The sequence below is a fragment of the bacterium genome (assembly GCA_023150945.1).
Taxonomy (GTDB): domain Bacteria; phylum Zhuqueibacterota; class Zhuqueibacteria; order Zhuqueibacterales; family Zhuqueibacteraceae; genus Coneutiohabitans.
Genome location: JAKLJX010000033.1, coordinates 1 through 25,791, shown reverse-complemented (window position 1 = coordinate 25,791; position 25,791 = coordinate 1). Strand labels below are relative to the sequence as shown.

At 60.3% G+C, this 25,791-nt stretch carries 20 protein-coding genes; 6 read left to right on the top strand and 14 right to left on the bottom strand.

Features of this window, described 5'->3' with window-relative positions; translation table 11 throughout:
- Positions 1-13: 13 nt before the first annotated feature.
- From L6R21_25990 to efp, 4 genes are all read left to right on the top strand, one after another.
- Positions 14-1,870 (top strand): serine/threonine protein kinase, encoded by a 1,857-nt coding sequence (locus L6R21_25990; GenBank protein MCK6562656.1) that lies wholly within the window; start codon positions 14-16, stop codon positions 1,868-1,870.
- Positions 1,871-2,081: 211 nt separating this feature from the next.
- Entirely contained in the window at positions 2,082-2,285 is a 204-nt protein-coding gene (locus L6R21_25985; GenBank protein MCK6562655.1) for a winged helix-turn-helix domain-containing protein, read from the top strand.
- A gap of 53 nt (positions 2,286-2,338) precedes the next feature.
- Positions 2,339-3,319: a monofunctional biosynthetic peptidoglycan transglycosylase gene (mtgA, locus tag L6R21_25980; protein ID MCK6562654.1), complete on the top strand. Its 981-nt coding sequence runs from the start codon at positions 2,339-2,341 to the stop codon at positions 3,317-3,319.
- Between the two features lie 43 nt (positions 3,320-3,362).
- A complete protein-coding gene (gene efp / locus L6R21_25975) occupies positions 3,363-3,923 on the top strand; it encodes an elongation factor P (GenBank protein MCK6562653.1) in 561 nt (186 codons plus the stop codon).
- A 245-nt stretch (positions 3,924-4,168) separates the two neighbouring features.
- Here efp and alr read toward each other — a convergent pair whose 3' ends face one another.
- On the bottom strand, positions 4,169-5,341 hold the full coding sequence (alr, locus tag L6R21_25970) for an alanine racemase (GenBank protein MCK6562652.1): 1,173 nt from the start codon (positions 5,339-5,341) through the stop codon (positions 4,169-4,171).
- Between the two features lie 228 nt (positions 5,342-5,569).
- Between alr and L6R21_25965 the strand changes: the two genes are divergently transcribed.
- Together L6R21_25965 and L6R21_25960 are read left to right on the top strand one after the other, a co-directional pair.
- The gene (locus L6R21_25965; protein ID MCK6562651.1) at positions 5,570-6,466 is read left to right on the top strand and encodes an ATP-binding cassette domain-containing protein; all 897 of its coding nucleotides are present in this window, start codon (positions 5,570-5,572) and stop codon (positions 6,464-6,466) included.
- Positions 6,467-6,478: 12 nt separating this feature from the next.
- Positions 6,479-7,801, top strand: coding sequence for an ABC transporter permease (locus tag L6R21_25960; protein MCK6562650.1), 1,323 nt, complete (start codon positions 6,479-6,481; stop codon positions 7,799-7,801).
- 138 nt (positions 7,802-7,939) lie between these two features.
- On the opposite strand, the gene L6R21_25955 is transcribed toward L6R21_25960, so the two are convergent.
- From L6R21_25955 to L6R21_25895, 13 genes are all read right to left on the bottom strand, one after another.
- Complete coding sequence (locus L6R21_25955) at positions 7,940-9,121, bottom strand: ceramide glucosyltransferase (protein ID MCK6562649.1); 1,182 nt, start codon at positions 9,119-9,121, stop codon at positions 7,940-7,942.
- A gap of 126 nt (positions 9,122-9,247) precedes the next feature.
- A complete protein-coding gene (guaA, locus tag L6R21_25950; protein MCK6562648.1) occupies positions 9,248-10,792 on the bottom strand; it encodes a glutamine-hydrolyzing GMP synthase in 1,545 nt (514 codons plus the stop codon).
- A gap of 61 nt (positions 10,793-10,853) precedes the next feature.
- On the bottom strand, positions 10,854-12,158 hold the full coding sequence (gene creD / locus L6R21_25945; GenBank protein MCK6562647.1) for a cell envelope integrity protein CreD: 1,305 nt from the start codon (positions 12,156-12,158) through the stop codon (positions 10,854-10,856).
- Positions 12,155-13,582 carry an amino acid permease gene (locus L6R21_25940; GenBank protein ID MCK6562646.1) on the bottom strand — a complete coding sequence of 476 codons (1,428 nt, stop codon included), beginning with the start codon at positions 13,580-13,582 and terminating at the stop codon, positions 12,155-12,157. The genes creD and L6R21_25940 overlap by 4 nt, the downstream gene beginning before the upstream one ends.
- Positions 13,583-14,110: 528 nt before the next feature.
- Positions 14,111-15,355, bottom strand: a complete 1,245-nt coding sequence (locus tag L6R21_25935; GenBank protein MCK6562645.1) for a NupC/NupG family nucleoside CNT transporter — start codon at positions 15,353-15,355, stop codon at positions 14,111-14,113.
- A gap of 23 nt (positions 15,356-15,378) precedes the next feature.
- Positions 15,379-17,520 carry a sodium-translocating pyrophosphatase gene (locus L6R21_25930; GenBank protein ID MCK6562644.1) on the bottom strand — a complete coding sequence of 714 codons (2,142 nt, stop codon included), beginning with the start codon at positions 17,518-17,520 and terminating at the stop codon, positions 15,379-15,381.
- Positions 17,521-17,793: 273 nt separating this feature from the next.
- Complete coding sequence (locus L6R21_25925; GenBank protein MCK6562643.1) at positions 17,794-18,195, bottom strand: hypothetical protein; 402 nt, start codon at positions 18,193-18,195, stop codon at positions 17,794-17,796.
- Between the two features lie 313 nt (positions 18,196-18,508).
- Positions 18,509-19,783, bottom strand: coding sequence for a dicarboxylate/amino acid:cation symporter (locus L6R21_25920; protein MCK6562642.1), 1,275 nt, complete (start codon positions 19,781-19,783; stop codon positions 18,509-18,511).
- A gap of 142 nt (positions 19,784-19,925) precedes the next feature.
- A complete protein-coding gene (locus tag L6R21_25915; protein ID MCK6562641.1) occupies positions 19,926-21,257 on the bottom strand; it encodes a sodium:proton antiporter in 1,332 nt (443 codons plus the stop codon).
- A gap of 422 nt (positions 21,258-21,679) precedes the next feature.
- Positions 21,680-21,847 carry a hypothetical protein gene (locus tag L6R21_25910; protein ID MCK6562640.1) on the bottom strand — a complete coding sequence of 56 codons (168 nt, stop codon included), beginning with the start codon at positions 21,845-21,847 and terminating at the stop codon, positions 21,680-21,682.
- 46 nt (positions 21,848-21,893) lie between these two features.
- On the bottom strand, positions 21,894-22,217 hold the full coding sequence (locus L6R21_25905) for a hypothetical protein (protein MCK6562639.1): 324 nt from the start codon (positions 22,215-22,217) through the stop codon (positions 21,894-21,896).
- 176 nt (positions 22,218-22,393) lie between these two features.
- The gene (locus L6R21_25900; GenBank protein ID MCK6562638.1) at positions 22,394-22,792 is read right to left on the bottom strand and encodes a hypothetical protein; all 399 of its coding nucleotides are present in this window, start codon (positions 22,790-22,792) and stop codon (positions 22,394-22,396) included.
- Between the two features lie 391 nt (positions 22,793-23,183).
- Complete coding sequence (locus L6R21_25895; protein MCK6562637.1) at positions 23,184-25,235, bottom strand: oligopeptide transporter, OPT family; 2,052 nt, start codon at positions 25,233-25,235, stop codon at positions 23,184-23,186.
- Positions 25,236-25,791: the final 556 nt, after the last annotated feature.

Below are 25,791 nucleotides of genomic sequence, written 5' to 3'. Positions count from 1 at the left end.
ATTGGCTCCGAATATGATGACGCAATCCCATCCCTTCGTAATTGGCCAATGGGTGCGCGGCGAGAAATTCTTCGGCCGCGCGGCATTGATCGACGAATTGTTGCACGGCCCGCGCGCGGCGGTGTGGATCGCGGGTCTGCGCCGCATGGGCAAGACTTCGCTGCTGCGCGAGCTCGAGCGCCGCGTGCTGCGCGCTGCCGATCCCGTTTACCTCCCGCTGTATTGGGATTTGGAAGGCGCGGTTGATGACGACACCCTGCGCGAGAGCTTGCTCGCCGGCCTCGATGAGGCCCGCGACCGTTTCGACTGCGACCGCCAATGGGAGAAGTTGTCCACTCCCGAAATCCTGCGGCGCCTGCAAAGCACAACGCGCTCGCACAACAAAAGACTGCTGCTGCTGTGTGACGAAGGAGAAGCCCTGCTCGCGCTGGCACAGAACGATGCGCCGCTGCTGGCGCGCTTGCGCCGCGTGCTGCAGGGCAGCGAGGCCGTCCGCTGCCTGTTGACCGCCACCCGCCGCTTGGCGCGCCTGGAAACGTTCGAGGCCGCTGAAACCTCACCCTTTCTGCACGGCTTCACGCCGCCGCTTTACCTTTCTCCTTTCTCAGAAGAGGAAGCCCGCCGCCTCACCGCACAGGCTGATTTTGACGTTGCCGTGCAGGCACAACTCTTTGCCTGCACCGGCGGCCATCCCTTTCTGCTGCAAGTGCTGGCCAAGCGCACGCTGGAGTTGGGCGAATTCGATGCCGCTCTGGCCAGCATGCAGCACGATGAAACGCTGCGCAATTTTTTTCAAGTCGATTACCAAAGCCTGCAGCCGGTCGAACAGGCGTTGCTGCAGCGCTGCGCCCGCCAGAGTCTGCCGGCCGAGGCGCTCGCCACTACTGCGGTGGAACGCATCGCGCTGCAAACTCTGCGCGCTCTCGGCCTGCTTGCTGAGACCGGCGAGACGCTGCAACTGCGTTCGCCATTGTTCCAGAACTGGCTGGCCGCCCTGCCCGGCGCCCTTGCACAAGTCGAGTCAGCGACTGCAGCCGGCACGATCGCGGTGACCTTGCCGCTGCAGCCGGGTGATCGGATCGGCGCTTATGAAATTCTTTATGAGATTGCGCGCGGCGGCATGGGCGTCGTCTACTGCGCGCGTGACGTACATCTGCAGCGGCGGGCAGCGATCAAAGTGCTGCCGCCGGAGCTTGGGCATGAGCCGGCGCAGCGCGCCCGCCTGCTGGCGGAGGCGCGCGCGCTTTCCCAACTCAACCACCCGAATATTGCCATCATTTATGCCGTGGAGTTTGTCGACGGCGCGCCCTGTTTGTGTATGGAATATGTGGAAGGTTTGCCGCTGGATGCGTGGGCGAGTCAGCCACATAACGATTTCAGCCGGAAGCTGGCCGTCGCGCGGCAAATCGCCACGGCGCTCGCCGCCGCGCATGCCGCCGGCCTCATCCATCGTGATCTCAAGCCGAGCAACATCATCGTCAATTCCCAGCAAGTCGTCAAGCTGCTGGATTTCGGCATTGCACGGCGCGAGCAGGCGGGTCTGCGTCTCACTCAGGCCGGCCAGATGCTCGGCACGCCGGCCTACATGTCGCCCGAGCAGATCAGCAACCTGGAAGTCGATCGGCGCAGCGACGTCTTCTCCCTGGGCGTGGTGCTGTACGAGCTGTTCACCGGCAGCCGGCCGTTTCAGGGAGAGAATTTGTATGCGCTGGCTTATGCCATCGTGAACGAGAATCCAGCCGCACCGGGTGTGATTGCACCGGCGGTTTCGGCCGGCCTGCAACAGGTGCTGCTGCAAGCGCTGCAAAAGCAGCCGGCAAAACGCTTTGCCGATGCCGGTGAACTGCTGTCCCGCCTCCTGCAAATCTGAAAAAAAGCTTGACTTTCCTGGGACAAATCACTATATCATACGCCGTTTTGAAAAACACCTGCGGCCTATTGAATTCTCGCTTTGCGTTGTTCGCGTGTTTGCAGCATCGTGGCGATTGTGCCCATCACGAGCAGGCGTCTGGCTGGCTGATCGTGAACCGAGGTTGAGGATTCCCGCTGAATGCAATGATACAAAGTCATAAGGAGGAGTGATGACTGGAGAAATCGGTCAAATCGCCGGTAAAATTTGGAACGCCCTGCAGGGTCAGCAGGACATGACGCCGACGAATCTGAAGAGGGCGACCGGCGCGGACGACAAAATGCTGTGGCTGGCGCTCGGCTGGCTGGCGCGCGAAGACAATATTGAGATTGCCAAGAACAAGGCGAGCTACAAAATCAGTCTGAAAGCGAAATGAGAGCTCCGGCGTGCCTGCGAGCCCGGACGAATCCTCTCTGCCGTCGATGAACAATGAATGACGACGTTCTCGCGTCCGCTGCCGGGCGGAATGGCTCACCCTTTTCGCCGCTGCGCAAACTCAGCCCGCGCCAGCGGCGTTTTTGTTTTGTGGCGCTCGCGGTGCTGCTCGTGCTGGCGGGCGGGTGGTGGTGGCTTTTCGGCGGCCTGCCCGACGAGGAAGCGATTCGTGCCTATCAGCCGGACTCCACGGCGCGTGCCGGCAAGATTGATTGGGAGCGGCGTTTGCATTCGCCCATCCGCCTGTGGGTGCCGTCGGCGCGGATTTCACAAAAACTAAAACAGGCCGTCATCGTCAGCGAGGACGATCAGTTTTATCAGCACCAGGGCTTCAATCTCGAGATGATGAGGGAATCGTTCGAAAAGAATCTCGAGCAAGGCCGCTACGTGCGCGGCGCCAGCACCATCACTATGCAACTCGCGCGCAACGCCTTCCTGCATCGGCAAAAAACGCTGCGGCGCAAAGTGCGTGAAATGATCGTGACGCGCCGGATCGAAAAGGCGCTCTCCAAAGCGCGGATTCTCGAACTCTATCTCAACGTGATTGAATGGGGCGACGGCATCTATGGCGCGGAAGCGGCGGCGCGTTACTATTTCGGCAAGCCGGCGGCCGCGCTCGATTGGGCGGAAGCCTCGTTGCTGGCCGGCATGCTGCCGAATCCCAGATACTTCAATCCCTACCGCCGGCCCAAGGCCTGCCAGCGCATGCAGCAGCGCGTGCTCTGGCTGCTGCAACTGCATCGCCTGATCACACCGGCGCAAGCCCAGGCGCTGGCAGCGGCGGGTGTGACGCTGGTGCCGCGCGGCGGTCAGCAACCGGCGGTTCCCGCAGTGGCCGAGAGCGATACTGCTGAAGCCCTGCAGATGATGCAAGCGGCGGATTCACTGCCGCCGGTGGTGCTCACGCCGGTGCCGGTGCCGGCCGCCGGCGACAGCATGCGGGCAGCGCCGGATTCATTGCACCTGCAAAATTGAAAACAACGTCTTGCTCCATAACCGAACCACAGGAGTCTTTTTCATGGCAGCAGCTTCTGATTTTCGCAATGGCATGGCCATTCTGCACAACAATGATGTCTGGGTCATCGTCGAGTTTCAACATTTCAATCCGGGCAACTGGCGCGCGATGGTGCGCACGAAGTTGAAACACGCCAAAAGCGGCCGGGTCATCGATCACACCTTCCGTATGTCCGACAAGATCGAAGAGGTGCTGCTCGAAGAGAAGGACATGCAGTATCTGTATGAGTCCGAGGGCAATCTCTATTTCATGGACGCCGAAACCTACGAACAGACCTTCATCCCGGCCAATTTGTTGGGTGAGCAGAAGCGCTTCCTGAAGGAGGGCAATCTTTGCCACGTCATGTTCTACGAAGGCAAGGCCATCTCCGCGGAGCTGCCGTTTTTCATCGAATTCAAGATTGTCGAGGCCGAGCCTGCGGTGAAGGGCGACACCGCCACCGGCGTCATGAAGAACGCGGTGATCGAGACCGGCGCCAAGGTGCAGGTGCCGCTGTTCGTGAAGGAGGGGGACAGCATCAAAATCGACACCCGGACGGGGAAATATCTGGAGCGTGTGAAGTAAGCCGTTTCACCGCCCAACCACAGCGTGAAGAAAAAGCAGCGGCCATGCCGTTGCTTTTTTGTTTTTCGGCAGGCGCACAACGCGATCTTCCGCCAACGGTTGATTTGCGTGGCCAGCGAGGGGCAATCCAACGAAGCCAGTCGGTGGTGCTTCCTCCACCACTCCTGAAGGCGTTGCACGAGAAAGCGCAGGATGCCCAGCTTTGCAGCTCCCTCGGCACACCTGCCCGGCGCCTTGCGGCAGTTTCACGCCGCCGCCGACTCGCGGTACACGCGCGGCAGGCGCACGCTCCACCGCGTCATGATATCGTACGAGACGGTTCCGCCCCACGCCGCCAGCTCATGCACTGAGATTTCCTCCGTGCCCTGCCGGCCCAGGATGACAACTTCATCCCACAGCCGCGCTTGGTGAATGTCGCTGATGTCGATCATCATCGCATCCATCGCGTTGCCGCCGATGATGGGCGCGCGGCGGCCGTGCAGTAACACCTGGCCGAGGTTGCGCACGCGCGGAAAACCGTCGCCATAACCGAGCGGGAGTACGGCTATGGTGCGCGGCGATTCCGCGCGATAGCGCATACCGTACCCAACCGTGTCACCGGCAGCAATGGTCTTGATCGCCGCCACCCGCGTCTTCACCGACAGCACCGGCGCCAAACCCGGCACGCGCCGGCACACTTGTGAAGGATACACGCCGAGCGGCAGAATCCCCATGCGCACCAGATCAAAATGGGCCTGGGGAAGATCGAGATAACCGCCGGTGTTGCAGGCATGCAGCAGCGGCCCACCCGGTTGGGAATCGCCCAATAAGACTCCCGCCTGGCGAATTCGTTGCACCGCCTCGTCAAAGCGCCGCAACTGTTCGAGCGCGAAAGTCTTGTCCAACTCGTCGGACATGGCAAAGTGCGTCATCAATCCGGCCAGCCGCAGATTGGCATGCTGGCGGATCGCGCTGACGACCGGCGGCGCCTCGGTCCAGCGCACGCCGTAGCGATTCAGGCCGGTGTCGATTTCAACGTGCACCTCGGCGAGCCGGTTGTGTTTTCGGCAGAGTTGATCAAGCTGCGCGGCTGGTTGCGCGTCATTGACAAAGATTTGAAATCCGTGGCGCACGCAAGCATCCAGCTCGGCGGCGGGCCGCTCGCCAAAGATCAGAACCGGCGCCGGCACGCGGGCGTGCTGCAGCTCCAGCGCCTCGTCGAGCGTGGCCACCGCGAGACACGCTGCACCGGCCGCGACCGTTGCCCGGGCTATTTCCACGGCGCCGTGACCATAGGCTTGATCTTTGACGACGGAGCACCAGCGCAAACCCGGCGGCAGATCGGCGCGAATGAGGGCGAGATTGCGACGCAGTTGTGGCAGATCGATTTCCACCCACGCCGGCCGGCGCGGCGCTTCAGGTTGGCACAGAGAGATCATTTGACGTCTTCCCTTGTATTGGAGAGCAGGTTGTTTTTTGTTGGAAGCCGAAACTAAAACGCGAGGGCTTCATTTGCAACTGGATTGTCCAATGATTACCTTGCGCCGGTTTCGAATTTCACTGCTTTGCAGGTGCAACCAATGGCGGCAAGCGTTTGAAGGTTTTTCCCGTAAAAGCTCTCCGTCAGTTTTGTGGAGACTAATCCGTTCAACAACGAAAGCACTCACATGGACACACTGCGTCTCGATAACATCTCCAAGACCTTCGACCAAGTCGAAGCCGTGAAGGAGTTGAGCTTCCATGTGCCGCCGGGAACGATGTATGGTTTCCTCGGGCCCAATGGCGCGGGCAAGACCACGACCTTGCGCATGATCATGGAGATCATCCTGCCGGATGCCGGCACCATTCACATCGCCGGCCGGCCCAATTCCCTGACGATGCGTGACCGCGTCGGCTATCTGCCGGAGGAACGCGGGCTGTACCGCAAAATGAAAGTGCACGAGGCGCTCGAGTTTTTCGGCGAGCTGAAGGGCATGAAGCGCCGGCAAATCCAGGCGGGCATGCAGTATTGGCTGGAACGCTTCGAAATGACGGGCGTGCGCGACAAGAAAGTCGAGGAACTCTCCAAAGGCAACCAGCAAAAGATCCAATTTCTGACCACGGTTCTGCATCAGCCCGATTTGATCATTCTGGACGAGCCGTTCATGGGGCTGGATCCGCTCAATGTGGAACTGGTGAAGGACGTAATGCTCGAGCAGAAAAAACGCGGCGCCTCGATTCTCTTTTCCACCCACCAAATGCACGAGGCCGAGCGCCTGTGCGATGCCATTTGCCTGATCAACCGCGGCCGCAAGATGCTGGAAGGCAGCCTCGCCGACATCCGGCAAAGCTTCGGCCCCAAGAGCATCATTCTTTCCTACAGTGGCCGGGCGGATTACCTGCGAGATCAGTCGCTGGTCGAGCGCTACAATGATTACGGCCAGTACGTCGAAGTCACGCTGGCCGCGGCGGTGACGCCCAAGGCCTTTTTGCGGCGCGCGCTCGAATCTGCCGACATTTCGCGCTTTGAAGTCACCGAACCCTCGCTGCACGAGATCTTTCTGGCCGTGGTGAAATCGAATTAAGGGAGCAGACTCATGACCTCGACCCCGATCGCCGCCTCCGGCATGGGCGGCAGTCTCACCAAAATGTTCACGGTCATGCGCCGGGAGTTTTTCTCGCGCGTCAAGACCAAGGGCTTCCTCATCGGCACGGTGCTCATGCCGGTGTTCATTATCGGCCTCTTTGGCGTGCAAATCTGGCTGGCCACGGCCACTTCGGAGGAAATCAAGAAAGTCGGTGTGGTGGACGGCACCGGCGACCTGTTTGCCGGTTTGGAAAAATATCTCGACGCCACCACTCCCGCGGGCGTGCGCCTGTTTCTACTGGAAAAAGTCGAGACGGTCCCGAATCTGGACGTCACCAAGAAAATACTGGCGGAGCGCATCGCCGCCGGTGATCTGGATTACTACGTTTTGCTCGAGGCCGGCATCTATGCAAACAATCACGCCGAAATCTACGGCCAGACGGCCAGCGATTTCCGCAAGAATGAGGCGATCGAGGATGCCATCACCAAGGCCGTCATCGATCAGCGGCTGGCACGCTCCGGTCTGGATGGCGATCGCATCCGCACGCTGATGCGGCCGGTCGATTTGGAGGCTTTCAAGCTCAGCGAGGAAGGCCGGGAGCAGAAAGAAAGTGAAATGAAGGTGGTGGTGGCCTGGATTCTGTGCTTTTTCCTTTACATGGCGATGATTCTCTACGGCACCATCATCCTGCGCAGCGTGCTGGAGGAAAAGACGTCGCGCGTGGTGGAATCGGTCATTTCTTCGGTGAAGCCTTTCTATCTTATGGCCGGCAAGCTGCTCGGCGTCGGCGCCATGGGCCTGCTGCAATTTCTGATCTGGGCCACGGTGGCCGGCCTGGTGTCGCTCTACGGCATCTCGCTCGCCGCCATGTTCGGCGCCCCAGCCGGACCGGGCATGGAGCTAACCCAAATTCCGGTTGCGGTGCTCGGCTTTTTCGTCTTGTTCTTCGTGTTGGGATATTTTCTCTATGCCTCGCTCTATGCCGGCGTCGGCTCGCTGGTGAATTCCGACCAGGATGCCCAGCACCTGGCGATGCCGATCACGCTGGTGTTCGTGGTGGCGTTTCTCTCCAGCATCTACATCATCAACAACCCCACGGCGCCGGCCACGCAAGTGCTCTCGATGATCCCCTTTTTTGCCCCCATCACCATGATGACTCGCATCGCGCTCGAAACCGTGACGCCGTGGGAGATCGCGTTGTCGATCATGTTGATGGTGCTGACGCTGATCGGCTGCGTGTGGCTGAGCGGCAAGATTTTTCGCGTCGGTGTGTTGATGTACGGCAAACGGCCCACGCTGCCGGAAGTCATCAGATGGATTCGTTATGCTTGAGGCAGAAGGCGGTTGAACGGGGCGGGGATTCTTCGGGTGGAGATGAAAATGAGAACGCGCGGCCAATTCCTGGCCGCGCGTTCTTTTTTTATGGGGAATCCGGTTTCGGTCAGCCGTCCGGGGCCACGGAGAGACGAACTAACTCAAAACCGGAAGGGAGGTATGGTGAAGCACACCGGCGCCGCTATTTTCGCGATGAGGCCGCAACTTCGAACCCAATCCCACCACCAGCTTTTTCTCCCGCCAGCGAATCGTCCGGCTGGTGAAGGGCGCAAACCAAACGAGCGCGATCAGCAGGTCTTTCACCGGCATCAGCAGGAAATGCCGAAAGTCGACTGCCGGCGAAAGCCGGCGTGCCAGCAGCCAATCCGCCACTGACTTGGCCGCTGCCAGTCCGGCAAAGACGCCTCCGCTGAACCAGCCAGGTTCGACCAGCGACCAGGCCAGGGCAATGGCCAGCGGATTCCCGAGCCATTCCGCCGCGTAGCGGTAGGTGCCGATCCAGAAGCGCATTCTCGCCCAGCGCACGTGCCGCCGCCAAAAGCTGCGCAGCGGCCAGGTGACGTTGAAGTTGCATACCGGCGTGCGGCACAGCGCCACGCGATAGCCCTGCCTCTGATAGTGACGGCCGAGCAGGTAGTCTTCCGCCAGCACGTTGCGCACCTGCTGCAAGCCGCCGGTCTGTTGCAGCGTCGAGCGGCGCAACAACATCGATTTGCCGATCACACACGGGTGACGCAGCAGCGTGTGCAGAAAGCAAACACTGCCCGCGATGAACGAATTGAGATGCAGATTCTCCAGAATCGAGCCCAGCCGCTCGCCGCCCAGGCCGCAGATGAGATTGTAGACCAACCCCGTGCCTTCGGTCATTTCGGCGACCGTGTCGCGCAGATAGTCCGGCGGCACGCGCACGTTGTCATCACTGATCAACAGCAGATCGTAACTGGCGTGCACCATCATCGGCACGAGATTGTTGACCTTGGGGTTGAAACCGAATTGCCGCTCGTCAATGACGATCTTGATGGGCAACTCGGGATGGCGCGCCTGGAAAGCACGCGCAACCGCAATGGCCTCATCGCCGGCCGATTTCAACCCGAAGATGATTTCGTATTCGGGATAGCGCAGCCGGGCAAAGCTCTCCAGATTCTCCGCCAGGCCATCGACCTGGCCGCACAGCGGCTTCAAAATCGACACCGGCGGCAGCGAGGCAGTGTGCTGCTGTTTGCGTCGCGTCTGGTAGAGAACACACCAGGCTTGAATGAGATAGATCAGGCCGCTCAGGACAAGTGCTGCCAGGAGGGCCGTGGCAATAGTCTGCATGGAGGAAACGCCTGCTGGGACATGTTGCGATTTGCGCGAAGATACCGCAGGCGTGTTAGCGGATGATGAAAGGCAGGTTAAGTTTGATGAAGAGGAAGGCCGGCAGTTGCGATCGGTCTGCCGGCGTCATTCCCACTCGATCGTGCTCGGCGGTTTGGCGCTGATGTCGTATACCACGCGATTGATGCCGCGCACTTCGTTGGTGATGCGGGAGGAAACTTTCATGAGCAAGTCGTGCGGCAGGCGCGCCCAATCCGCCGTCATGCCGTCGGTCGAGGTGACGGCGCGCAGCGCCGCAGTCATTTCATACGTGCGGTTGTCGCCCATCACGCCCACGGACTGCACCGGCAGCAACACGGCAAAGGCCTGCCAAACCTGATCGTACCAGCCTTGATCTTGCAGCTCGCTGATGAAGAGGTGATCCGCCTGGCGCAGCAACTCGATCCGCTCCGGCGTCACTTCTCCGAGAATGCGCACCGCCAGGCCCGGCCCCGGGAAGGGATGGCGGTTGAGAATGGCGGGATCGAGGCCGAGCCGGGCGCCGACGCGGCGCACTTCATCCTTGAACAGTTCGCGCAACGGCTCGATCAGCTCGAGCTGCAAATCTTTGGGCAGACCGCCGACGTTGTGATGACTTTTGATCGTTACCGACGGCCCGCCGGTGGGCGACACGCTCTCAATCACGTCGGGATAGAGCGTGCCCTGCACCAAAAAGCGAATGCCGGCGAGCTGCCGCGCTTCGGCTTCGAATACGCGAATGAACTGCTCGCCGATGATCTTGCGTTTTTGCTCCGGATCCGTCACCCCGCGCAGCCGGCTCAGAAAGAGCTCCGCCGCCTCCACCTTGCGAAAGGCCGGGCCGAATTGCCGTGAGAACACCGCGGACACTTGCTCGGCCTCCTGCCAGCGCAACAAGCCGTGATCGACAAAAACACAATGCAACTGCGGCCCGATGGCCTGGTGCACCAGCGCCGCGGCCACCGCGGAATCCACGCCGCCGGAAAGCGCACAGATGACTTGTTCCCGGCCGACGCGGTCGCGAATCGCTTCCGCCGTCGCGCTGATGAAATTCTCAGGATTCCAGTTCGGCGTGCAGCCGCAGATGGCAAAAACAAAATTGCGCAGCATCTGGACGCCGGCGGTGGTGTGCGCCACTTCGGGATGAAATTGCAGGCCGTAGCATTTGCGCGCGGGATGGCCGAAAGCGGCATAGGCGGAATTCTCGGTGCGACCGAGCGCGACAAAATCCGGTGGCAGTTCCGCCACGCTGTCGCCGTGGCTCATCCACACCTGGCTGCTGGCCGGCACGCCCTGCAACAGCGCGTTCTCGGCCACTGCCTGCAGCGTGGCAAAACCGTATTCGCGCTGCCGCGCGGGCTGCACGCGGCCGCCGAGATGGTGCGCCAGCAATTGTTGGCCGTAGCACAACCCGAGAATCGGAACGCCGAGCTGAAAAACTTCGGTCGCGAACGCCGGCGCATTCGCGTCATACACCGAATTGGGCCCGCCGGAGAGGATGATGCCCTTGGGTTGCAGCGCGTTGATCTCCGCCGCCGTGAGCGTACACGGTTTGATTTCAGAATAGACGTTTTGCTCGCGAATGCGGCGGGCAATGAGTTGGGTGTATTGCGAGCCGAAATCAAGAATCAGGATGTAGTCGTGTGGGTGCATGGCTACTTTTCGAATGCGAAGCGTTTCTGCAAGGCCGGCAAGGTCTCCGCGTCGCTGCGCCTCAGTCCGCCTTGCCGACGCCGAACCAGTCGAGGTTGCGCGTCAAATACATCACCAGCGCGAGAATCACGAACAGGCCGATGCTGCCGAGCAACAGGGCATAATCTTGCAGTTGCAGGATCACGAACAAAAAGCCGTAGAGCAGAACCAGAATGCCGCCGATGATGAGCGTGATCACATTGTTCTGCAGCATGCCCCGGGTGTAGGCGCTGATCAGCAGCACCACCGCGGCGCTGGCGATCAAGTAGGCCTGGTTGAAGTGCAGGTATTCCGAGATCGACAGCAGCAACGTGTAAAACACCAGCAGGGCAAAGCCCACGAGCAGGTATTGAATCGGATGCAGGATCTTCTTGTTCAGGATCTCGATCATGAAAAACGCCAGGAACGTCAGCGCGATGAACATGATGGCGTATTTGGCCGAGCGCGTGGTTTTTTGATATTCGTCGATCGGCAGCAGCAGTTTGACGCCAAAGGCCGAGGCGAGCAACTCCTGCCGCGGGCCGAGCCACTGCTGCGGGTAGTTGCGGTTGAGATGCAGCACGCTCCACGCCGCGTTGAAACGATCGTGCCGGACTTCCCGGGTGACCGGCAGAAAGCTGCCCACGAAGCTGGGATTGCCCCAGGCCGCCGCGATGTTGACCTTGGTCTCCTTGCCCACCGGCAAAAACTGCAGCTCACCGCTGCCGTTCAATTTCAAGCCCACGGAAAAGGAGTAGCCCGGCGTCGCCGGCTGCACCGCCAGCTTGGTGCTGATGCCGGAGAACAGGACGTCCTTTGATTCGATGCCGGGATTGGCGATGTGGTCAAGCTCGTTCCACTTGATCACGATGGTTTCACGAATGCCCTTCAAGTCGCTGATGCCGAGTGCGAATACCGCTTCCTGCCAGAGAATGTTCTCCGGAGCAATGCTCAGCTCGCCGAAATTGGGCGCCGTGAACGTGCCGGTCAACTGCAGATCGGATTGATAAAGCACGACGTCATAGATGCCGCGGTGGCGGATTTCCGGCACCAGTTCACCGGTCACCTGCAATTGCTCCGGCAGAAAGTGGGCATTCTCCATCACGGTGGTCACGGTTTTGCCGTCATTGCTGCTCACGGCACGCCGGTAGGGAATGGTGAGGATTGGACCCGCGATGACCTGGCTTTGCCCCCACTTTTCGCTGACTTCGAGAATGGCGTGATCGCGCCGCTGTTCGCGTTCATTGATCAGCAGAATGATCAACGTGGCGGGAATCAACAGCACCAGGCTCAGTCCGGCAATGATGAAGAGCCGCAAGCCCACTGATTGGCGATAGGAAGTCGTCATGACGGTTGCTCAGGTTGGAAGGTTGATTGTAATTGCCTTTTCCAATACAAATAAAACGGCAAACCTGCAAGCACTAAAAGCAGGCCCACCAGCGAGTCAGCGGTTTGTTCGATCAGCGTATTGATCACGAACCAAGTCGCAACCAGCACGAAGAGCAGCGGCACGAGCGGATAGCCGGGCGTGGCATAGGCGCGCTGCGGATTGGGAAATTTGCGCCGCAGGACGAAGATGCCGGCCGCGCCCAGCGCGTAGAAAATCCACGCCGCAAAAATGGCGTAGAGAAAAAGCTGTTCGTAGGTGCCGGTGAACGTCAACAGCGCCGACCACACGCCTTGCGCCAGCAGCGCCTTGCCCGGCGTGCGATAGACGGGATGGATTTCAGCATAGCCGGCAAAGAACAACCGGTCTTGCGCCATGGCCTGATAGAGGCGCGAGGCGGTCAGGCAGGTCGTGTTCACAATGCCGAAGGTGGAGATCATTACCGTGAGTGCGATGAAACCGCCGCCCCACGGGCCCAGAACTTTTGCCATGGCTTCCGCCGCCACCAGCTTGGAGGCGGCAATCTCGGTGATCGGCATCACGTAGAGAAAGGCCAGGTTGATGAGCAAGTAGAGCGCGATGGTTGCGAGCGTGCCCAGCACCAGCGCCCGCGGAATGTTCTTCTGCGGCTCCTTCACCTCGCCGGCAATGTAGGTGAGATTGTTCCAGCCGTCGTAGCACCAGAGCGCCGCGATCATGGCCACGCCCACCGCGGCGAGCCAATTTCCGGAGGGCGGCGCGCCCCACAACGGGAAGAAGTTCGCCACACTGCCCTGCGCCGAGGTGAACGCAAACACGACGATGCCGCCGAGCGCCAGCACTTTCAGCGCGGTGAAGACATTCTGCACCGCCGCACCGAATTCCACGCCGCGATAATTTACCCACGTCAGCAAAAGAATGCTGAGGATGGCGGCCGCCTTGACGCCGAAATCGGCAAGGGGCGTGATGTTGCTGAACAGGGGCAATTGCCACGCCTCCAGCGCCGGACTGAGATGGGGCAACGGAACGAAGTACTCCAGATAGCGCGCGAACGCAACCGCGATCGCGGCAATCGAGGCGGTTTGATAGACGATGAAGGAGGTCCAGCCGTAGAGGAAAGCCATCCAGTCGCGGTACAGCACGCGGAAGTAGACGTATTGTCCGCCGGATTCGGTGATCTCAGCGGCGATTTCAGCGTTGGTGAGCGCGCCGGCAAGCGTGAGCAGCCCGCTCACCACCCACACGACAATCATCAATCCCGGCACTTGCACCGCGGCCGCGATGTTTTGCGGCGTGAGGAAGATTCCCGAGCCGATGATCAATCCCAGCACGATTAGAATTGCGGAGGGCAAACCGAGGCGCCGCGCCAGGTTGGTGGCAGCGGGCGAGGGGGTTGCCGCGGGCAAGCGTTGCGAGTCGTCTTTCAGAAAAGCTCCCGAGCGTCGGAACCGGATGAATGCGGCAGCGCGGCTGGTGCAATGGCAGAATCGCGGCTGCAATTTTTGTGGAGCAAAACAGCACCGGCACAGACGCGCCGGAAGGCGGAATATCGGGCAACTTGGTGAAATTGACAAACCAAAAAAACGGGGCAATGCCGGGTCGTCGCGCAAGTCACCTGCCTGCAGACAAAAGTCAGCGCTGCGCTGGCGCGGTGACGATTGCTTCACAAGATCCCTCTGGATGACACAACGATGGACCCCTTTCATGAATCACGGTGACAAAAACTAGTCGTCCCGATCCATCTTTTGCGGCGCTTTCATCACCTTGAGAAAGAAATAAACCGTGTAGCCCGTGATGATTCCCCAAGTCGACAGCATGGTGATCCAGGCAGACAGGGACATGGATGAGGCTCCTTTTCAGATAGGTAAGAGTGCGTGCCGGCGCAGCGGCCGGCACGTGCGCAAAGGTGATTGAGAACTCGGTTGTGTTTCGATTCAAACCAACATGCCGGCAATCGCGGCGGTCATCCAGCTTGCCAGCGCGCCGCCGAACATGGCACGCAAGCCGAGCCGGGCAAGGTCGCCGCGGCGCTCAGGCGCCATGCCGCCAATGCCGCCGATTTGAATCGCGATCGAGGAAAAATTCGCGAAGCCGCACAGGGCATAGGTGGCGATGAGGTTGGCGCGCTCGCTCATGCCGCCGGTTTTGATCAGCTCCGCCAGATGCAGATAGGCGACGAATTCATTGATTGAAATCTTGGTGCCGAGCAGATTGCCGAACTCGATGCAATCCTGCCAGGGCACGCCCATCAGCCAGGCGAGCGGCGCGAAAATCCAGCCGAACAGAATGCGCAGCTCGCCGGGGAAATAGGGAAAGCCCAGGCCCGCCAGCGCATTGTGAATAATGCCCATGCCGGCGTTGATCACCGCGATGAGGGCGATGAAGGCCAGCAGCATCGCGCCGACGTTGACCGCCAGCTTCATGCCGTCCGCTGCGCCAATGGCTGCCGCTTCGATCACATCACCGGCAACCTTGGTGGGCGGCACTTTGACGTGGCCGCGCGTCACCGGCTCCTCTCTCTCCGGCAGAATAATCTTGGCCATCACCAGCGCCGCCGGGGCGGACATGACGCTCGCCGCGAGAATATGCGCCGCAGGAATGCCCATCAGGATGTAGCCGGCCATCACACCGCCGGCAATGGTGGCGAAACCGCCGCACATGACCGCCATCAATTCGGAGTTGGTCGCCTGCGCCACAAACGGCCGGATCAACAACGGCGCTTCGGTTTGGCCGACGAAGATGTTGGCGGCGCATGACAGCGATTCCGCACCGCTCGTGCCCATGGTCTTCGCCATCACCACGGCGATGCCCGCGACGATCTTCTGCATGAGGCCGAGATGATAGAGGATCGACATCACCGCCGAGAAAAAGACGATGGTGGGCAGCACCGCAAAGGCGAACTGCATGCCGAAGGTGTTTTGATATTCCGGCTTGACCAGGTTGCCGAAGAGAAACTCGGTGCCGTAGCGGGTAAATCCGAGAAAGGCGGTGACCTTGTCTCCCGTCCATTGAAAGGCGATCTTGCCGGCATTCGTCCAGAGTATGAAAAACGCGAACAGCAACTGCAGCGCGGTTCCCCAAAACACCACCCGCCAGGGGAAACGGCGGCGGTCATAGGACAAGGCATAGGCGAGGCCGATCATCGCAAACATGCCGAGTACACTGATTCCTCTTTCCATCCTCTCCTCCTTTGCATTGCGAGTCAAATGAACAAGGGCGCCAGCACCAGCGTGATCGTGCTGAGCAGCTTGATGACGACGTGCAAGGACGGCCCGGCGGTGTCTTTGCAGGGATCGCCCACCGTATCGCCGACCACCGCGGCTTTGTGCGGGTCCGAGCCTTTGCCGCCGTATTCGCCGGTTTCGATGAACTTCTTGGCGTTGTCCCACGCGCCGCCGCCGTTGTTGAGCATGGTCGCGACCAAAATGCCGGCCATGGTGCCGACCATCAACAGCGCGGCCACGGCCTCGGCGCCGAGTTGAAATTGTTTGAAAATGAGGCCGGTTGCGATGGGCGTGGCCACGGTGAGCACGCCGGGCAGCACCATTTCCCGCAAGGCGCCGGCGGTCACAATGTCCACACACTGCCGATAGGAAGGCTTGACCGTGCCCTGCAGAATGCCGGGATTTTCTTTGAACTGGCGGCGCACTTCATTGATGACGTAATAGGCCGCCTTGCCCACGGCCCGAATCGCGAGCGCGGCGAAGAGGAAGATCAGCGTCGCGCCGAGCAAACCGCCGATGAACACCTCGGGCTGGGCGATGTCAACCGCTTGCAGCGGCTTGCCGAAATTTCTCAACTCATCAAGATAAGCGGAGAAGAGCAGAAAGGCCGCGAGTGCCGCGCTGCCGATGGCATATCCCTTGGTCAGCGCTTTCGTGGTGTTGCCCACAGCATCGAGACGATCGGTCTTCTTCCGCACTTCTTCCGGCTGTTGGCTCATTTCGATGATGCCGCCGGCATTGTCTGCGATCGGGCCGAAGGTGTCCATCGCCAGAATGTAGGCGGCGGTGCCGAGCATGCCCATGGTCGCCACCGCCGTGCCGAACAAACCGGCGTGGCTCAAGCCGCTGCTTTGGCCGAGGTGATAGGAGGCGATGATCGCCACCGAAATCACCACCACCGGCAGCGCGGTGCACTCGAGCGCCACTGCCAAGCCGGTGATGATGTTGGTCGCCGGCCCGGTGAGCGAGGCGCGGGCGATTTCCCTCACCGGACGATACTTGTACTCGGTGTAGTATTGTGTGAGGTAGACGAACGCCATCGCGGTGGCCAGGCCAATCAAGCCGCACAGCCAGAAATGCCACCAGGCCTGCGGCGCTTGCGGCGAATCCAACAGCCAGTAGCAGCCCGCGCCAAACCCCAGCGCGGCCAGCACGGTGGTGAGATAGTAGCCGCGATTGAGCGCGTGCATCGGGTCGCCGTCTTCTTTGGTGTGCACCACCATGATGCCGATGATCGAAGCGATTAAACCGAAAGCACGCGCCACCAGCGGGAAGAGCATCACGCCCACGACGCCGGCGGAGAAAACCGCGCCGCTTTGTTGCGCCGACAGCGCCAGGGTGGCGCCCAAAATCATGGCACCGATGTTTTCGGCCGCGGTGGATTCGAACAAATCCGCGCCACGGCCGGCGCAGTCTCCGACATTGTCGCCCACGAGATCCGCAATCACCGCGGGATTGCGCGGATCATCTTCCGGAATGCCGGCTTCGACTTTGCCGACGAGATCGGCGCCGACATCCGCGGCTTTGGTGTAGATGCCGCCGCCGAGCTGCGCGAACAGCGCCACGAAACTCGCCCCGAAGCCATAGCCGACAATCAAGAACGGAATGTGCTCCGGCTTCGTGCCGAGCGCTTTGAGAATTGCAAACAAGCCACCGACCCCGAGCAAGCTCATCGCCACCACAAACAAACCGGAAACCGCGCCGCCGCGCAACGCAATGCGCAAGCCGCGATTCAAGCTCGTGCGCGCGGCCGAGGCCGTGCGAATGTTGGCGCGGATCGAGACAAACATTCCCATGTAGCCGGCAATACCCGAGCAAATCGCGCCCAAAACGAACGAACCGGCGACATAAGCCGCCAGCAGGACTTCCGGCACCGGGTCATGCGCCGTGCCGGGCCGCACGAAAGCGTAAAGCACATAAAGCACCGCCGCCACCGGCACCGTGAGCAGCGCGATAGTCTTGTATTGGCGCGCGAGAAATGCCTCGGCGCCTTCGCGGATGGCGTCGGCAATTTCGCGCATCGCCGGCGTGCCCTCGTCATTCCGCAATACCCATTTTGCCAGATATCCGGCAAACAGCAGCGCAAAGACGCTGCACCCGAGGGTGAGACCGAGTTCCACAAGCACTCCCTTTCAGCAATTCATTTTGTTGGACCGCAGGCGGTTCGAATGATCATGCGTTAACCGAGCGCCGGCGCGGCCCGCCTGCAACCGAGGCGAGGTGAAGCGACCGTATGCTTGTCGGGTGAAGGCGGCACCGCTGCGACTTTGCCCGTGGAAAACCGCCGGTTTTCCACGGAGGGCGCCACTTTCGAAATTGGCTGTGATTATTGTGGAGAATTGGGCGCGTGCCGGCAATTCCACGGCAGCACGCGCCGGCAGGAAGGGAAAAGGTCAGCCTGCGGGAGAATGCTCGCTGGAAGGCTGGCGAAAAGAAACGCGCGGTTGGTTGAAATGAAGATCGTTGGCGAGCGGATACTCGTTAACTTCGGCGATCAGCCGGGATTCGTGCCACAAAACTATCCTGCTGCTGAGCGCCACGGCGCTCGCCCGCAGCCGTTTCAGCAGGAGAAACTCGGTCTCCTGCGAGGACTTGGGCATGAAGCTCGGAACACCGGCGGCAATCTCGGCATCGCTGATTCTGGTGAGGAGCGGGCAGGAGGGCAGGTCAACGCTTTCCTCCGGGCCGGAGCAAAGCACGGCCGCCATGCCCAGCGGTGGGCACGTCATCAACAGATTGAAAATGAGGCCGCCGGCGAGCAAGCCGCGTTGGAGATTGTTCAATGGTCTTTTCATGCCAAGTGTCTACACCAGTTTTCAAATCAGTGAAAACTGAAGCCCTCGGACGGCACGGGGAAAGAGTTTAGCCAAAACCATTACGGGCAAAACCAGTTGCAATGTCATCGCGCAAGAACTCAGTCAAGACTTGGGCGCAGTGCAAATATTTCACGAGATCCGTCTGCATGACATAGCGCGAGGCCAATTCTACACATGCGGGCAACTGGCCAGTCGTTTGGTTCACCGCGCCGCATCAAAGTCATGGTCAGAACCACACAGACGCTGCGCTCTGCACCTCTCCGCGGCGCACATGCCTGCCAGGCACAGCGTGCTACTCCTTCAACACCACGCCTTCGCTGCGCGCGACGTAGGCCGCGCAGGTGATGTCGCCGGTGACGTTCAACACCGTGCGGCACATGTCGAGAATCCGGTCGACGCCGAGAATGATGGCAATGCCTTCCGGCGGCACGTGCACCATCTGCAGCACCAGAATGAGCAACGGAATCGAGCCGGAGGGCACGCCCGCCGCGCCCACCGCCGTCAACACGCTCATGATCACCACGATCAACTGCATGGAGAGATCGAGATGCACGCCGAAGACCTGCGCGAGAAACAGCACGGTCACGCCTTCAAACAGGGCCGTGCCGTTCATGTTCATGGTCGCGCCCAGCGGAATGACGAAGCCGCAGATTTTGGGCGGAATGCCGAGATTCTCCTGCGAGACCATCAGTGTCGTGGGCAGGGTGGCATTGCTCGAGCTGGTGGAAAACGCGGTGAGCATCACCGTTTCCACCTTTTTGAAGAACTTCAGCGGGTGATAGCGCGCAAACAACCGCACCAGCACCGAAAATGCGCCGAATTGATGCAGCGCCAGGCCGAGCAAAACCGTGAGCACGTACATGCCGAGCGCGACGATGAGATCGAAGCCAAAGCGCGACGTGACGCTGAAAATCAGCGCCGCCACGCCATAGGGCGCCAGCTTCATGGCGAGGTTGATGATCTTGACGGAAATCTCGTACACGCCCTCCAGCAAACGGACGACGGGCTGCGCCTTGTCCTGGGCAATCAGGGTGAGGCCCACGCCCGCCAGCAAGGCCACGAAGATCAACGCCAGCATGTCGGGATTGGGCCGCGCCACCGCGGCAATGGGATTGCGCGGTACGATGTTGACCAGGGTTTGAATGCCGAATTCGGTGCTCGCCTGCTCGGCGGCCCCCATCTTCTCGGTGGCTTCCTTGCTGTACTGCGCCATCAGCTTCTCTTTGGTCGCGGCGGGCAGATAGTCACCGGGGCGAATGGTGTTGACCAGCACCAGGCCGATGGTCACGGCGATGGCGGTGACCAGCAGAAAATAGCCGATCGTGCGCAGGCCGACGCGGCCGAGCTGTTTGAGATCGCCGAATTGCGCCACGCCCAGCGCCAGGCTGGAGAACACCAGCGGAATCACCACCATGATCAGCAGGTTGAGAAAGATCCGGCCGAGCGGGTCGCTCAGGTATTTCTGCACGAATGCGACCAGCGCCGTGTCCTGCAGGAATTTGTTACAGAGCACGCCGGCGACCGCGCCGGCAACCAGCCCGATGAAGATTTTGGTGTGCCGCGCCATCCCTTTCCTCCCTTCCATTGCCACGACGTTAGTGATCCGCTGTTTTGTCCGGCCGATTGTCGGGGTCTTGCCCTTCGCTGCACCATTGCACGCCTGTGGCGCTGTTTGCCTGCGCCACAGATTGCGACGGAACCTTGGACCACTATTTGAAGAAAATGAGTGTTATCAGAACAAAACAGGGAATCAAAATCGCCAGCGAATAGAGCATGTAGCCGAAAAAGCTGGGCATGGGAATCTTGCTTTCTTCCGCAATCGATTTCACCATGAAGTTGGGGGCGTTGCCGATGTAGGTGTTGGCGCCCATGAACACCGCCCCACAGGAGACTGCCTTCAAGTAGATTTCGTGGTCGGCGATGAGGTGATGCAACGCCTCCAGCTCCACCTGGCCGGGGTAGAACTGGCCGAGCGCCGTGCTCAGAAAAGTGAGATAGGTCGGGGCATTGTCCAAAAAGCTCGACAAGCCGCCGGTCGCCCAAAAGTACTGCCAGGGTTCATGCACCGCGCCGATGATGAACGCCATCGCGCCCTGCGTGCCGGCGCGCAGCATCGCCAGCATGGGGATGATGGTCATGAAGATGCCGGCGAACAGAATGGCCACTTCTTGAATGGGAAACCAGGTGAAGCCGTTGCCCTGGCGCACCTCGGGTGCGGTCAGCCGCAGGCTGAGCAGCCCCATGAGAATCAAAAACAGGTCGCGCACGACATCTTGCGTGGCCAGCTCGATGCCGAGCACGTTGAAAGATCCCACTTTCACCAAACCGCTGAACAGCACACCCGCAACCACGCCCGCTAGAAAAATCAAATTCTGCAGGCCGCGCAGCCGGATGCCGCGGGATTTGTGGGTGCCGGCCGCGAGCCCCTCGCGCCGCGCCAGCATGGTGTCCATGAGATAGAACAACCCGAGCACGAGCAGGGACACCGTCAACATTTCCGGAATCAGCTTCATGGTCCAAAAGAACGGCACGCCGTGCAAAAAACCGAGGAAGAGCGGCGGATCGCCCAGCGGCGTCAGCGAGCCGCCCAAATTGCTCACCAGAAAGATGAAGAAGATGACCACGTGCACCTTGTGTTTGCGCTCCTGGTTCATGCGCAGCATCGGGCGGATCAACAGCATCGAGGCGCCGGTGGTGCCGACCCAGGAGGCGATCAAAGTACCGATGGCCAGCATCACCGTGTTGGTGGCCGGCCGGCCGGCGGGCGCGCCCTCTACCAAAATGCCGCCCGAGATGGTGTAAAGTGCCCAAAGCAGGATAATGAAGGGCAGGTAATCCTTCAGGTAGATGTGCAGGATTTCATGCAGTGCCACACCGCCAAATTGCAGCACGAAGGGCAGGGCGAACAGCAGTGCCCAGGCCGCCGTGATTTTGCCGAAATGATGATGCCAGAATTGTGGCGCCAGCAAGGGGAAGAGCGCAATAGAGAGCAGAATGCCGACGAAGGGGAAGCCGCTCCATAACGGCAATTGCTCGCCCAGGCTCTGGTGCCCGGCGGCGGGGGCCTCCTGCTGCGCGGCAGATTCAGCCTGCCCGGCGGGAAGGCCGGCCGCGTCCGCGTGGAGGGCGCGCAATTCGCCGTGCACCGGCAACGCCCCTGCGGGAACTGCGGGCAGGAACAGGGTTAGCGCGAGAGCGATGATCAGGGTAAAATTTCTCGAGAGGTGAAATGCGAGGCGGGGAGGGCGTGAAACAGAAGGGAGTCTGATTTCATGCGGTTGTAGTAAGGCGTTGCTCGGTGACATGCAAATCCTTGTTGATTTTTTTTCATCGTTACAATCCGGTTGCCGTCATCAACCTGTGAATCAAGCTCCGCCCTAACCTAGCATAAATTTCAACTCGCGCAAGCCAAATTTCGAAAGGCCCGGCGCCGCACTGCCGGCGCCGGGACTTTCGGTGGCAATCAGGCTTTGGCTTTGCCGGCAACGCCGGTTTTGGTGCTGCTGCCCGAATGGGCTTCGGTTGCGGTATGGTTGGACGTGGGCCGTAACAGCACGCGGACGAACAGGTACAGCATGCCGACGACCATGCCGCCGCCGATGATGATCAAAAAGATCTGATTGAGTGGCATGATGCTATCCTCAATTGCAGTGTTTTCGGTTGAGTTGCGCCGGAGCCTAAACGTAGGCATCCTGTGGAAAATAGCGCTTGTAAACCAAGCTGGAGAATCGCCGCGCTTCCTCCTGATAGGGATTGATGCCATGCACCTTGAAATGCTGGTGCAAGAGGCGGCGCGCCAGATTCCAGGCGGGCGCGGTCTCGAGTTGTGCGCACAGCAAATCAAACCGCTGGGCATCCCCGGCGAAGAGCTTGCGCAGCAAATGCCGGCGTTGCTCCGCGGAAATCAGTTGGGCGAGGCTTTGCAGGTCGCGCGCGGTATTTTGCTCCAGCGCGGACCGTCTGACGGTGAAGTTCTCCTGGTCCTCTTTGAAACTGGACATCGCATACTCCTGGCTGCAGGCATATCGTGATAAACGCAAGCCTCCCTGCCACCCTGCGATTCCGTTCGTGCGTGAACAGGCGCCGAATGCCGCGACGAAACCATTGCGGTTGCGCACGGCGGGCGCCGAATCAATGATGGGAGTGATGAAAATTGGAGAAAGAGTTGGGCAAGCTTTCAGCCTTCGGAGGAATGCTCGCTCACCGGCTGCCGAAAAACGAGGCGGGGAATATTGAATTGCAGATCGTTGGCTTGAAAATAATCGTCGCCGCTGGAGATTTGCGGGGAGTCCACTGCCAGCAAGATGCGACATTTGACCAGGGGCGTCGGTTCGAGGCTGCGTTTGAGGCTGACCGCAATCTCATCCTGGCCGGCTTTGGGGATGAGGAAGTGGCAGCCGGCCAGCACTTCGCCGTCGGTCCAGGCCTGCATCACCCGGCCGGCCGCGGCTTCGCCCTGGTGTTCACGGGAAAAGATGAACGCCGCGCCTGCCGGCGGCAGCGCGACAATCATGTTGAGGCTGATCAAAGCCAGCAACATGCTGCGTCCCATCTTTTTACCGGATTTTTTTGACATGACAAGATTCATGGTTCGTTCAACCGGGCGCAACAATACGAAAGGCTTTTGCGAAAGTCAAGTCCCAAGAATGGCGGGAAAAATCCGATGGCGGGCGGGTTTGGTATGCCGTGGGGCGTTCAATATCAGAATAGAATTCTGAACGATTCTGAACCACAAAGCAAACATTTGAACCGCGGTGACGCAGAGTTCGCAGAGAATTCAGGCAATCGCGATTGCGAACTCCGCGGCGCAGCGGCAATTCTTGGGGGGTGACAATGTCAGGTTAACAGTGTCATGTCAATTTCGCGGTCATGCCCCTGGCCGGGCGCTGCTGCAATTGCGAGTGCCGTTGCTGCGACGGCCGCGCACCAGGGGCAGGGACTGCGAATGATTCACCACAACCATTACACTAAAACACGGCGCTCGGCGGCGCGGGTTCATCCGGCCGGCCGGCATTCTTCACCGGAATCTGCACCAAAATCCAGCCGATGATCGCGAGCACCACCAGACTGATGAGGAACGACGGCTTCTCGAAAATGGCAAAAAGCTGAACCTCCGCGAACGCGAGGCCGGCAAACAGCAGGCCGATAAGCGCCTCGCCGGCGATCAAGCCGGACGCGAGCAGCACGCCGGTGTTTTCCACGCGCGCTTTTTGCGCGTCATTGAACTGCCGCTTGGCATTCACTCTTTCCACCAGGCCCTTGATCAAGCCGCCGACAAAAATGGCAAAGGTCGTTTCCAGGGGCAGATACATGCCGACGCTCACCAGCATCGGGCTTCTCACCTGCATGAGAATGAAGCCGAAGCCCATGAACATGCCCACGATAATCAGCGGCCACGGCATGGTGCCGCCGACGATGCCTTGCGACAGCAGCGCCATCAAGCTGGCCTGCGGCGCGGAGAGCTTCGGGCTGCCGAAGCCACCCTCATATGGCGGGCTGGCCATCTGCCCGGCCTTGATGTCGCCCTCGTGCAGAATGACGAGCGGCAGAAACATCACGGCGGCGGCGAGCGCAATGCCGAAGAGATCGCCGACCTGCATCTTCCAGGGCGTGCCGCCCAGAATGTGACCGACCTTGAGATCCTGCAGCATTTCACCGGCCACCGCGGCAGCCACGCACACCACTGCGGCCACGCCCAAAACCGCGGCCACGCCTTCGGTGCCCTTCATGCCCAACACCACCATCAACAAAGCTGCCACCAGCAAAGTGGAAAGCGTGAGGCCGCTGATGGGATTGTTGCTCGAGCCGATGATGCCGACCAGATAGCCGGACACCGCGGCGAAGAAGAAGCCGGCAATCACCATGACCAGCGTCGCCACCAGCGCTGCCGTCACATCTTTGGCAAAATAGTTGTAGATGAAAAACGTCGCCACGCCGGCAGCCAGAATACCGATCATGATCCAGTTGAATTTCAAATCCTGCTCGGTGCGCACCGTCACGTGGCCGCCGGCCGCCGCTTTTTTCACGTCGCTGATCGAGCGTGCCAGGCCGGTGGCCAGGCTCTTGCGCATGCGGAACAGCGTGTAGCCCGCGCTCACCAACATGCCGCCGATGGCAATCGGCCGCACAATCAGGCGCCAAATGTTGCCGGCCATCGCCGTCCACGTGCCTTCATCGGGCGTGGCGCCCGCCGCGATCAAAGTCGGCCCGATGAAATACATGAGAATCGGCACGAACAAACCCCAGGCCAGCAAACCGCCGCTGAAGTTCAACGAAGCCAGCTTGGGCCCGATGATGTAGCCCACGCCGATGTAAGCCGGGCTGATACCGGGCGAGCTGAGCAGCATGCCGCCCTGCGCGGTAACTTCGCCGCTGCGTTGCAGACCAATGCTGGTTTTGGAAAACGTCACCAACTTTTCCCAAGTGGTGGCGAAAAATTTGAACTGGCCCAGCGCCTGAATCAACGCACCCGCGCCCATCGCGCCAAACAGGAATTTCGCGCCGGTGCCGGAGCTGCGCCCGGCTTTGTGAATCTCGGAGGCCGCCACGGATTCCGGAAACGGGAGTTCTTTGTCTTCGACCATCACGCGGCGCAGCAAGGCCACGAACATGATGCCCAACACACCGCCGGCGGCCATGATGGCGGTGGATTCCAGATAGTGCCCGGTGGTGGCAAAATGCGGATACCAAATGCGGGCGATGTAGAAAGCCGGGATCGTGAAAATCGCGCCGGCCGCCACCGACTCACCGATGGAACCGACGGTACGCGCAAAATTTTCCTCCAGAATCGAGCCTTTCACGATGCGCAGCAGCGCCATGCCGATCACCGCCGCCGGATAGGTTGCGGCGATGGTCATGCCGGCCTTCAAGCCCAGGTAGGCATTCGCCGCGCCCAGCACCACCGACATCACCAGGCCGATGAGCAGGGCGCGCATGGTGAATTCCGACATGGAGGATTCCGGCGGAACATAGGGTTTGTAGGTGGGGGCTGCACCACCCGTGGATTTGACTTCAGCCATGATTGTCTCCTTCGTTGAGATGGAAATCTGAAGCATCACCATGCTGACCGTGCCCGGCCGGATTATCCTTTGCTGTTCTGCAGGGGCTTGCCGCCGGGGATCGAGTTGGCGCGCGGTGCACGGCGTGCGGCGGTTGGCACCGCTGCCGGCAACAGACTGCAACGGTGCAGAACAGGCCTCCGGGCAGGAATGTGGTTTAAGTTATGGTCGCCAAAATGATGGATGAAGACTGCGGTGGGAATCGTGAAGCCAGGATTACGGGCTTGCATTTCGCATTCGGCATGCGACACCTCCCTCTCTCAGTTTGGTTGCGCCGGCCTTCGGTGAAGTTTGGGTGGGAGAAGGCTGCGGCATCCGGTCAAACGGCTCGTTCGATCATACGCTCATACGCTCCTCGTGGTGGGGTGGTCCGAAAAGGCGGGGGCAATATACCGATCAGCGCGCTCGGGCGCAAGCCCTTTGTCGCAAGCAGGCGGGAAGCGCATTGGCTCATAAATATTGTTACCGAAGGTTTTTTGAAATGGCGTCGTTGCCTCATAATATGTGTTACCCAATC

What these genes read in the sequence shown, in the direction of transcription:
- L6R21_25990 (MCK6562656.1), top strand. Translation starts at nt 14, where the DNA reads ATGATGACGCAATCCCATCCCTTCGTAATTGGCCAATGGGTGCGCGGC.
- L6R21_25985 (MCK6562655.1), top strand. Translation starts at nt 2,082, where the DNA reads ATGACTGGAGAAATCGGTCAAATCGCCGGTAAAATTTGGAACGCCCTG.
- mtgA (MCK6562654.1), top strand. Translation starts at nt 2,339, where the DNA reads ATGAATGACGACGTTCTCGCGTCCGCTGCCGGGCGGAATGGCTCACCC.
- efp (MCK6562653.1), top strand. Translation starts at nt 3,363, where the DNA reads ATGGCAGCAGCTTCTGATTTTCGCAATGGCATGGCCATTCTGCACAAC.
- alr (MCK6562652.1), bottom strand. Translation starts at nt 5,341, where the DNA reads ATGATCTCTCTGTGCCAACCTGAAGCGCCGCGCCGGCCGGCGTGGGTG.
- L6R21_25965 (MCK6562651.1), top strand. Translation starts at nt 5,570, where the DNA reads ATGGACACACTGCGTCTCGATAACATCTCCAAGACCTTCGACCAAGTC.
- L6R21_25960 (MCK6562650.1), top strand. Translation starts at nt 6,479, where the DNA reads ATGACCTCGACCCCGATCGCCGCCTCCGGCATGGGCGGCAGTCTCACC.
- L6R21_25955 (MCK6562649.1), bottom strand. Translation starts at nt 9,121, where the DNA reads ATGCAGACTATTGCCACGGCCCTCCTGGCAGCACTTGTCCTGAGCGGC.
- guaA (MCK6562648.1), bottom strand. Translation starts at nt 10,792, where the DNA reads ATGCACCCACACGACTACATCCTGATTCTTGATTTCGGCTCGCAATAC.
- creD (MCK6562647.1), bottom strand. Translation starts at nt 12,158, where the DNA reads ATGACGACTTCCTATCGCCAATCAGTGGGCTTGCGGCTCTTCATCATT.
- L6R21_25935 (MCK6562645.1), bottom strand. Translation starts at nt 15,355, where the DNA reads ATGGAAAGAGGAATCAGTGTACTCGGCATGTTTGCGATGATCGGCCTC.
- L6R21_25925 (MCK6562643.1), bottom strand. Translation starts at nt 18,195, where the DNA reads ATGAAAAGACCATTGAACAATCTCCAACGCGGCTTGCTCGCCGGCGGC.
- L6R21_25920 (MCK6562642.1), bottom strand. Translation starts at nt 19,783, where the DNA reads ATGGCGCGGCACACCAAAATCTTCATCGGGCTGGTTGCCGGCGCGGTC.
- L6R21_25910 (MCK6562640.1), bottom strand. Translation starts at nt 21,847, where the DNA reads ATGCCACTCAATCAGATCTTTTTGATCATCATCGGCGGCGGCATGGTC.
- L6R21_25905 (MCK6562639.1), bottom strand. Translation starts at nt 22,217, where the DNA reads ATGTCCAGTTTCAAAGAGGACCAGGAGAACTTCACCGTCAGACGGTCC.
- L6R21_25900 (MCK6562638.1), bottom strand. Translation starts at nt 22,792, where the DNA reads ATGTCAAAAAAATCCGGTAAAAAGATGGGACGCAGCATGTTGCTGGCT.
- L6R21_25895 (MCK6562637.1), bottom strand. Translation starts at nt 25,235, where the DNA reads ATGGCTGAAGTCAAATCCACGGGTGGTGCAGCCCCCACCTACAAACCC.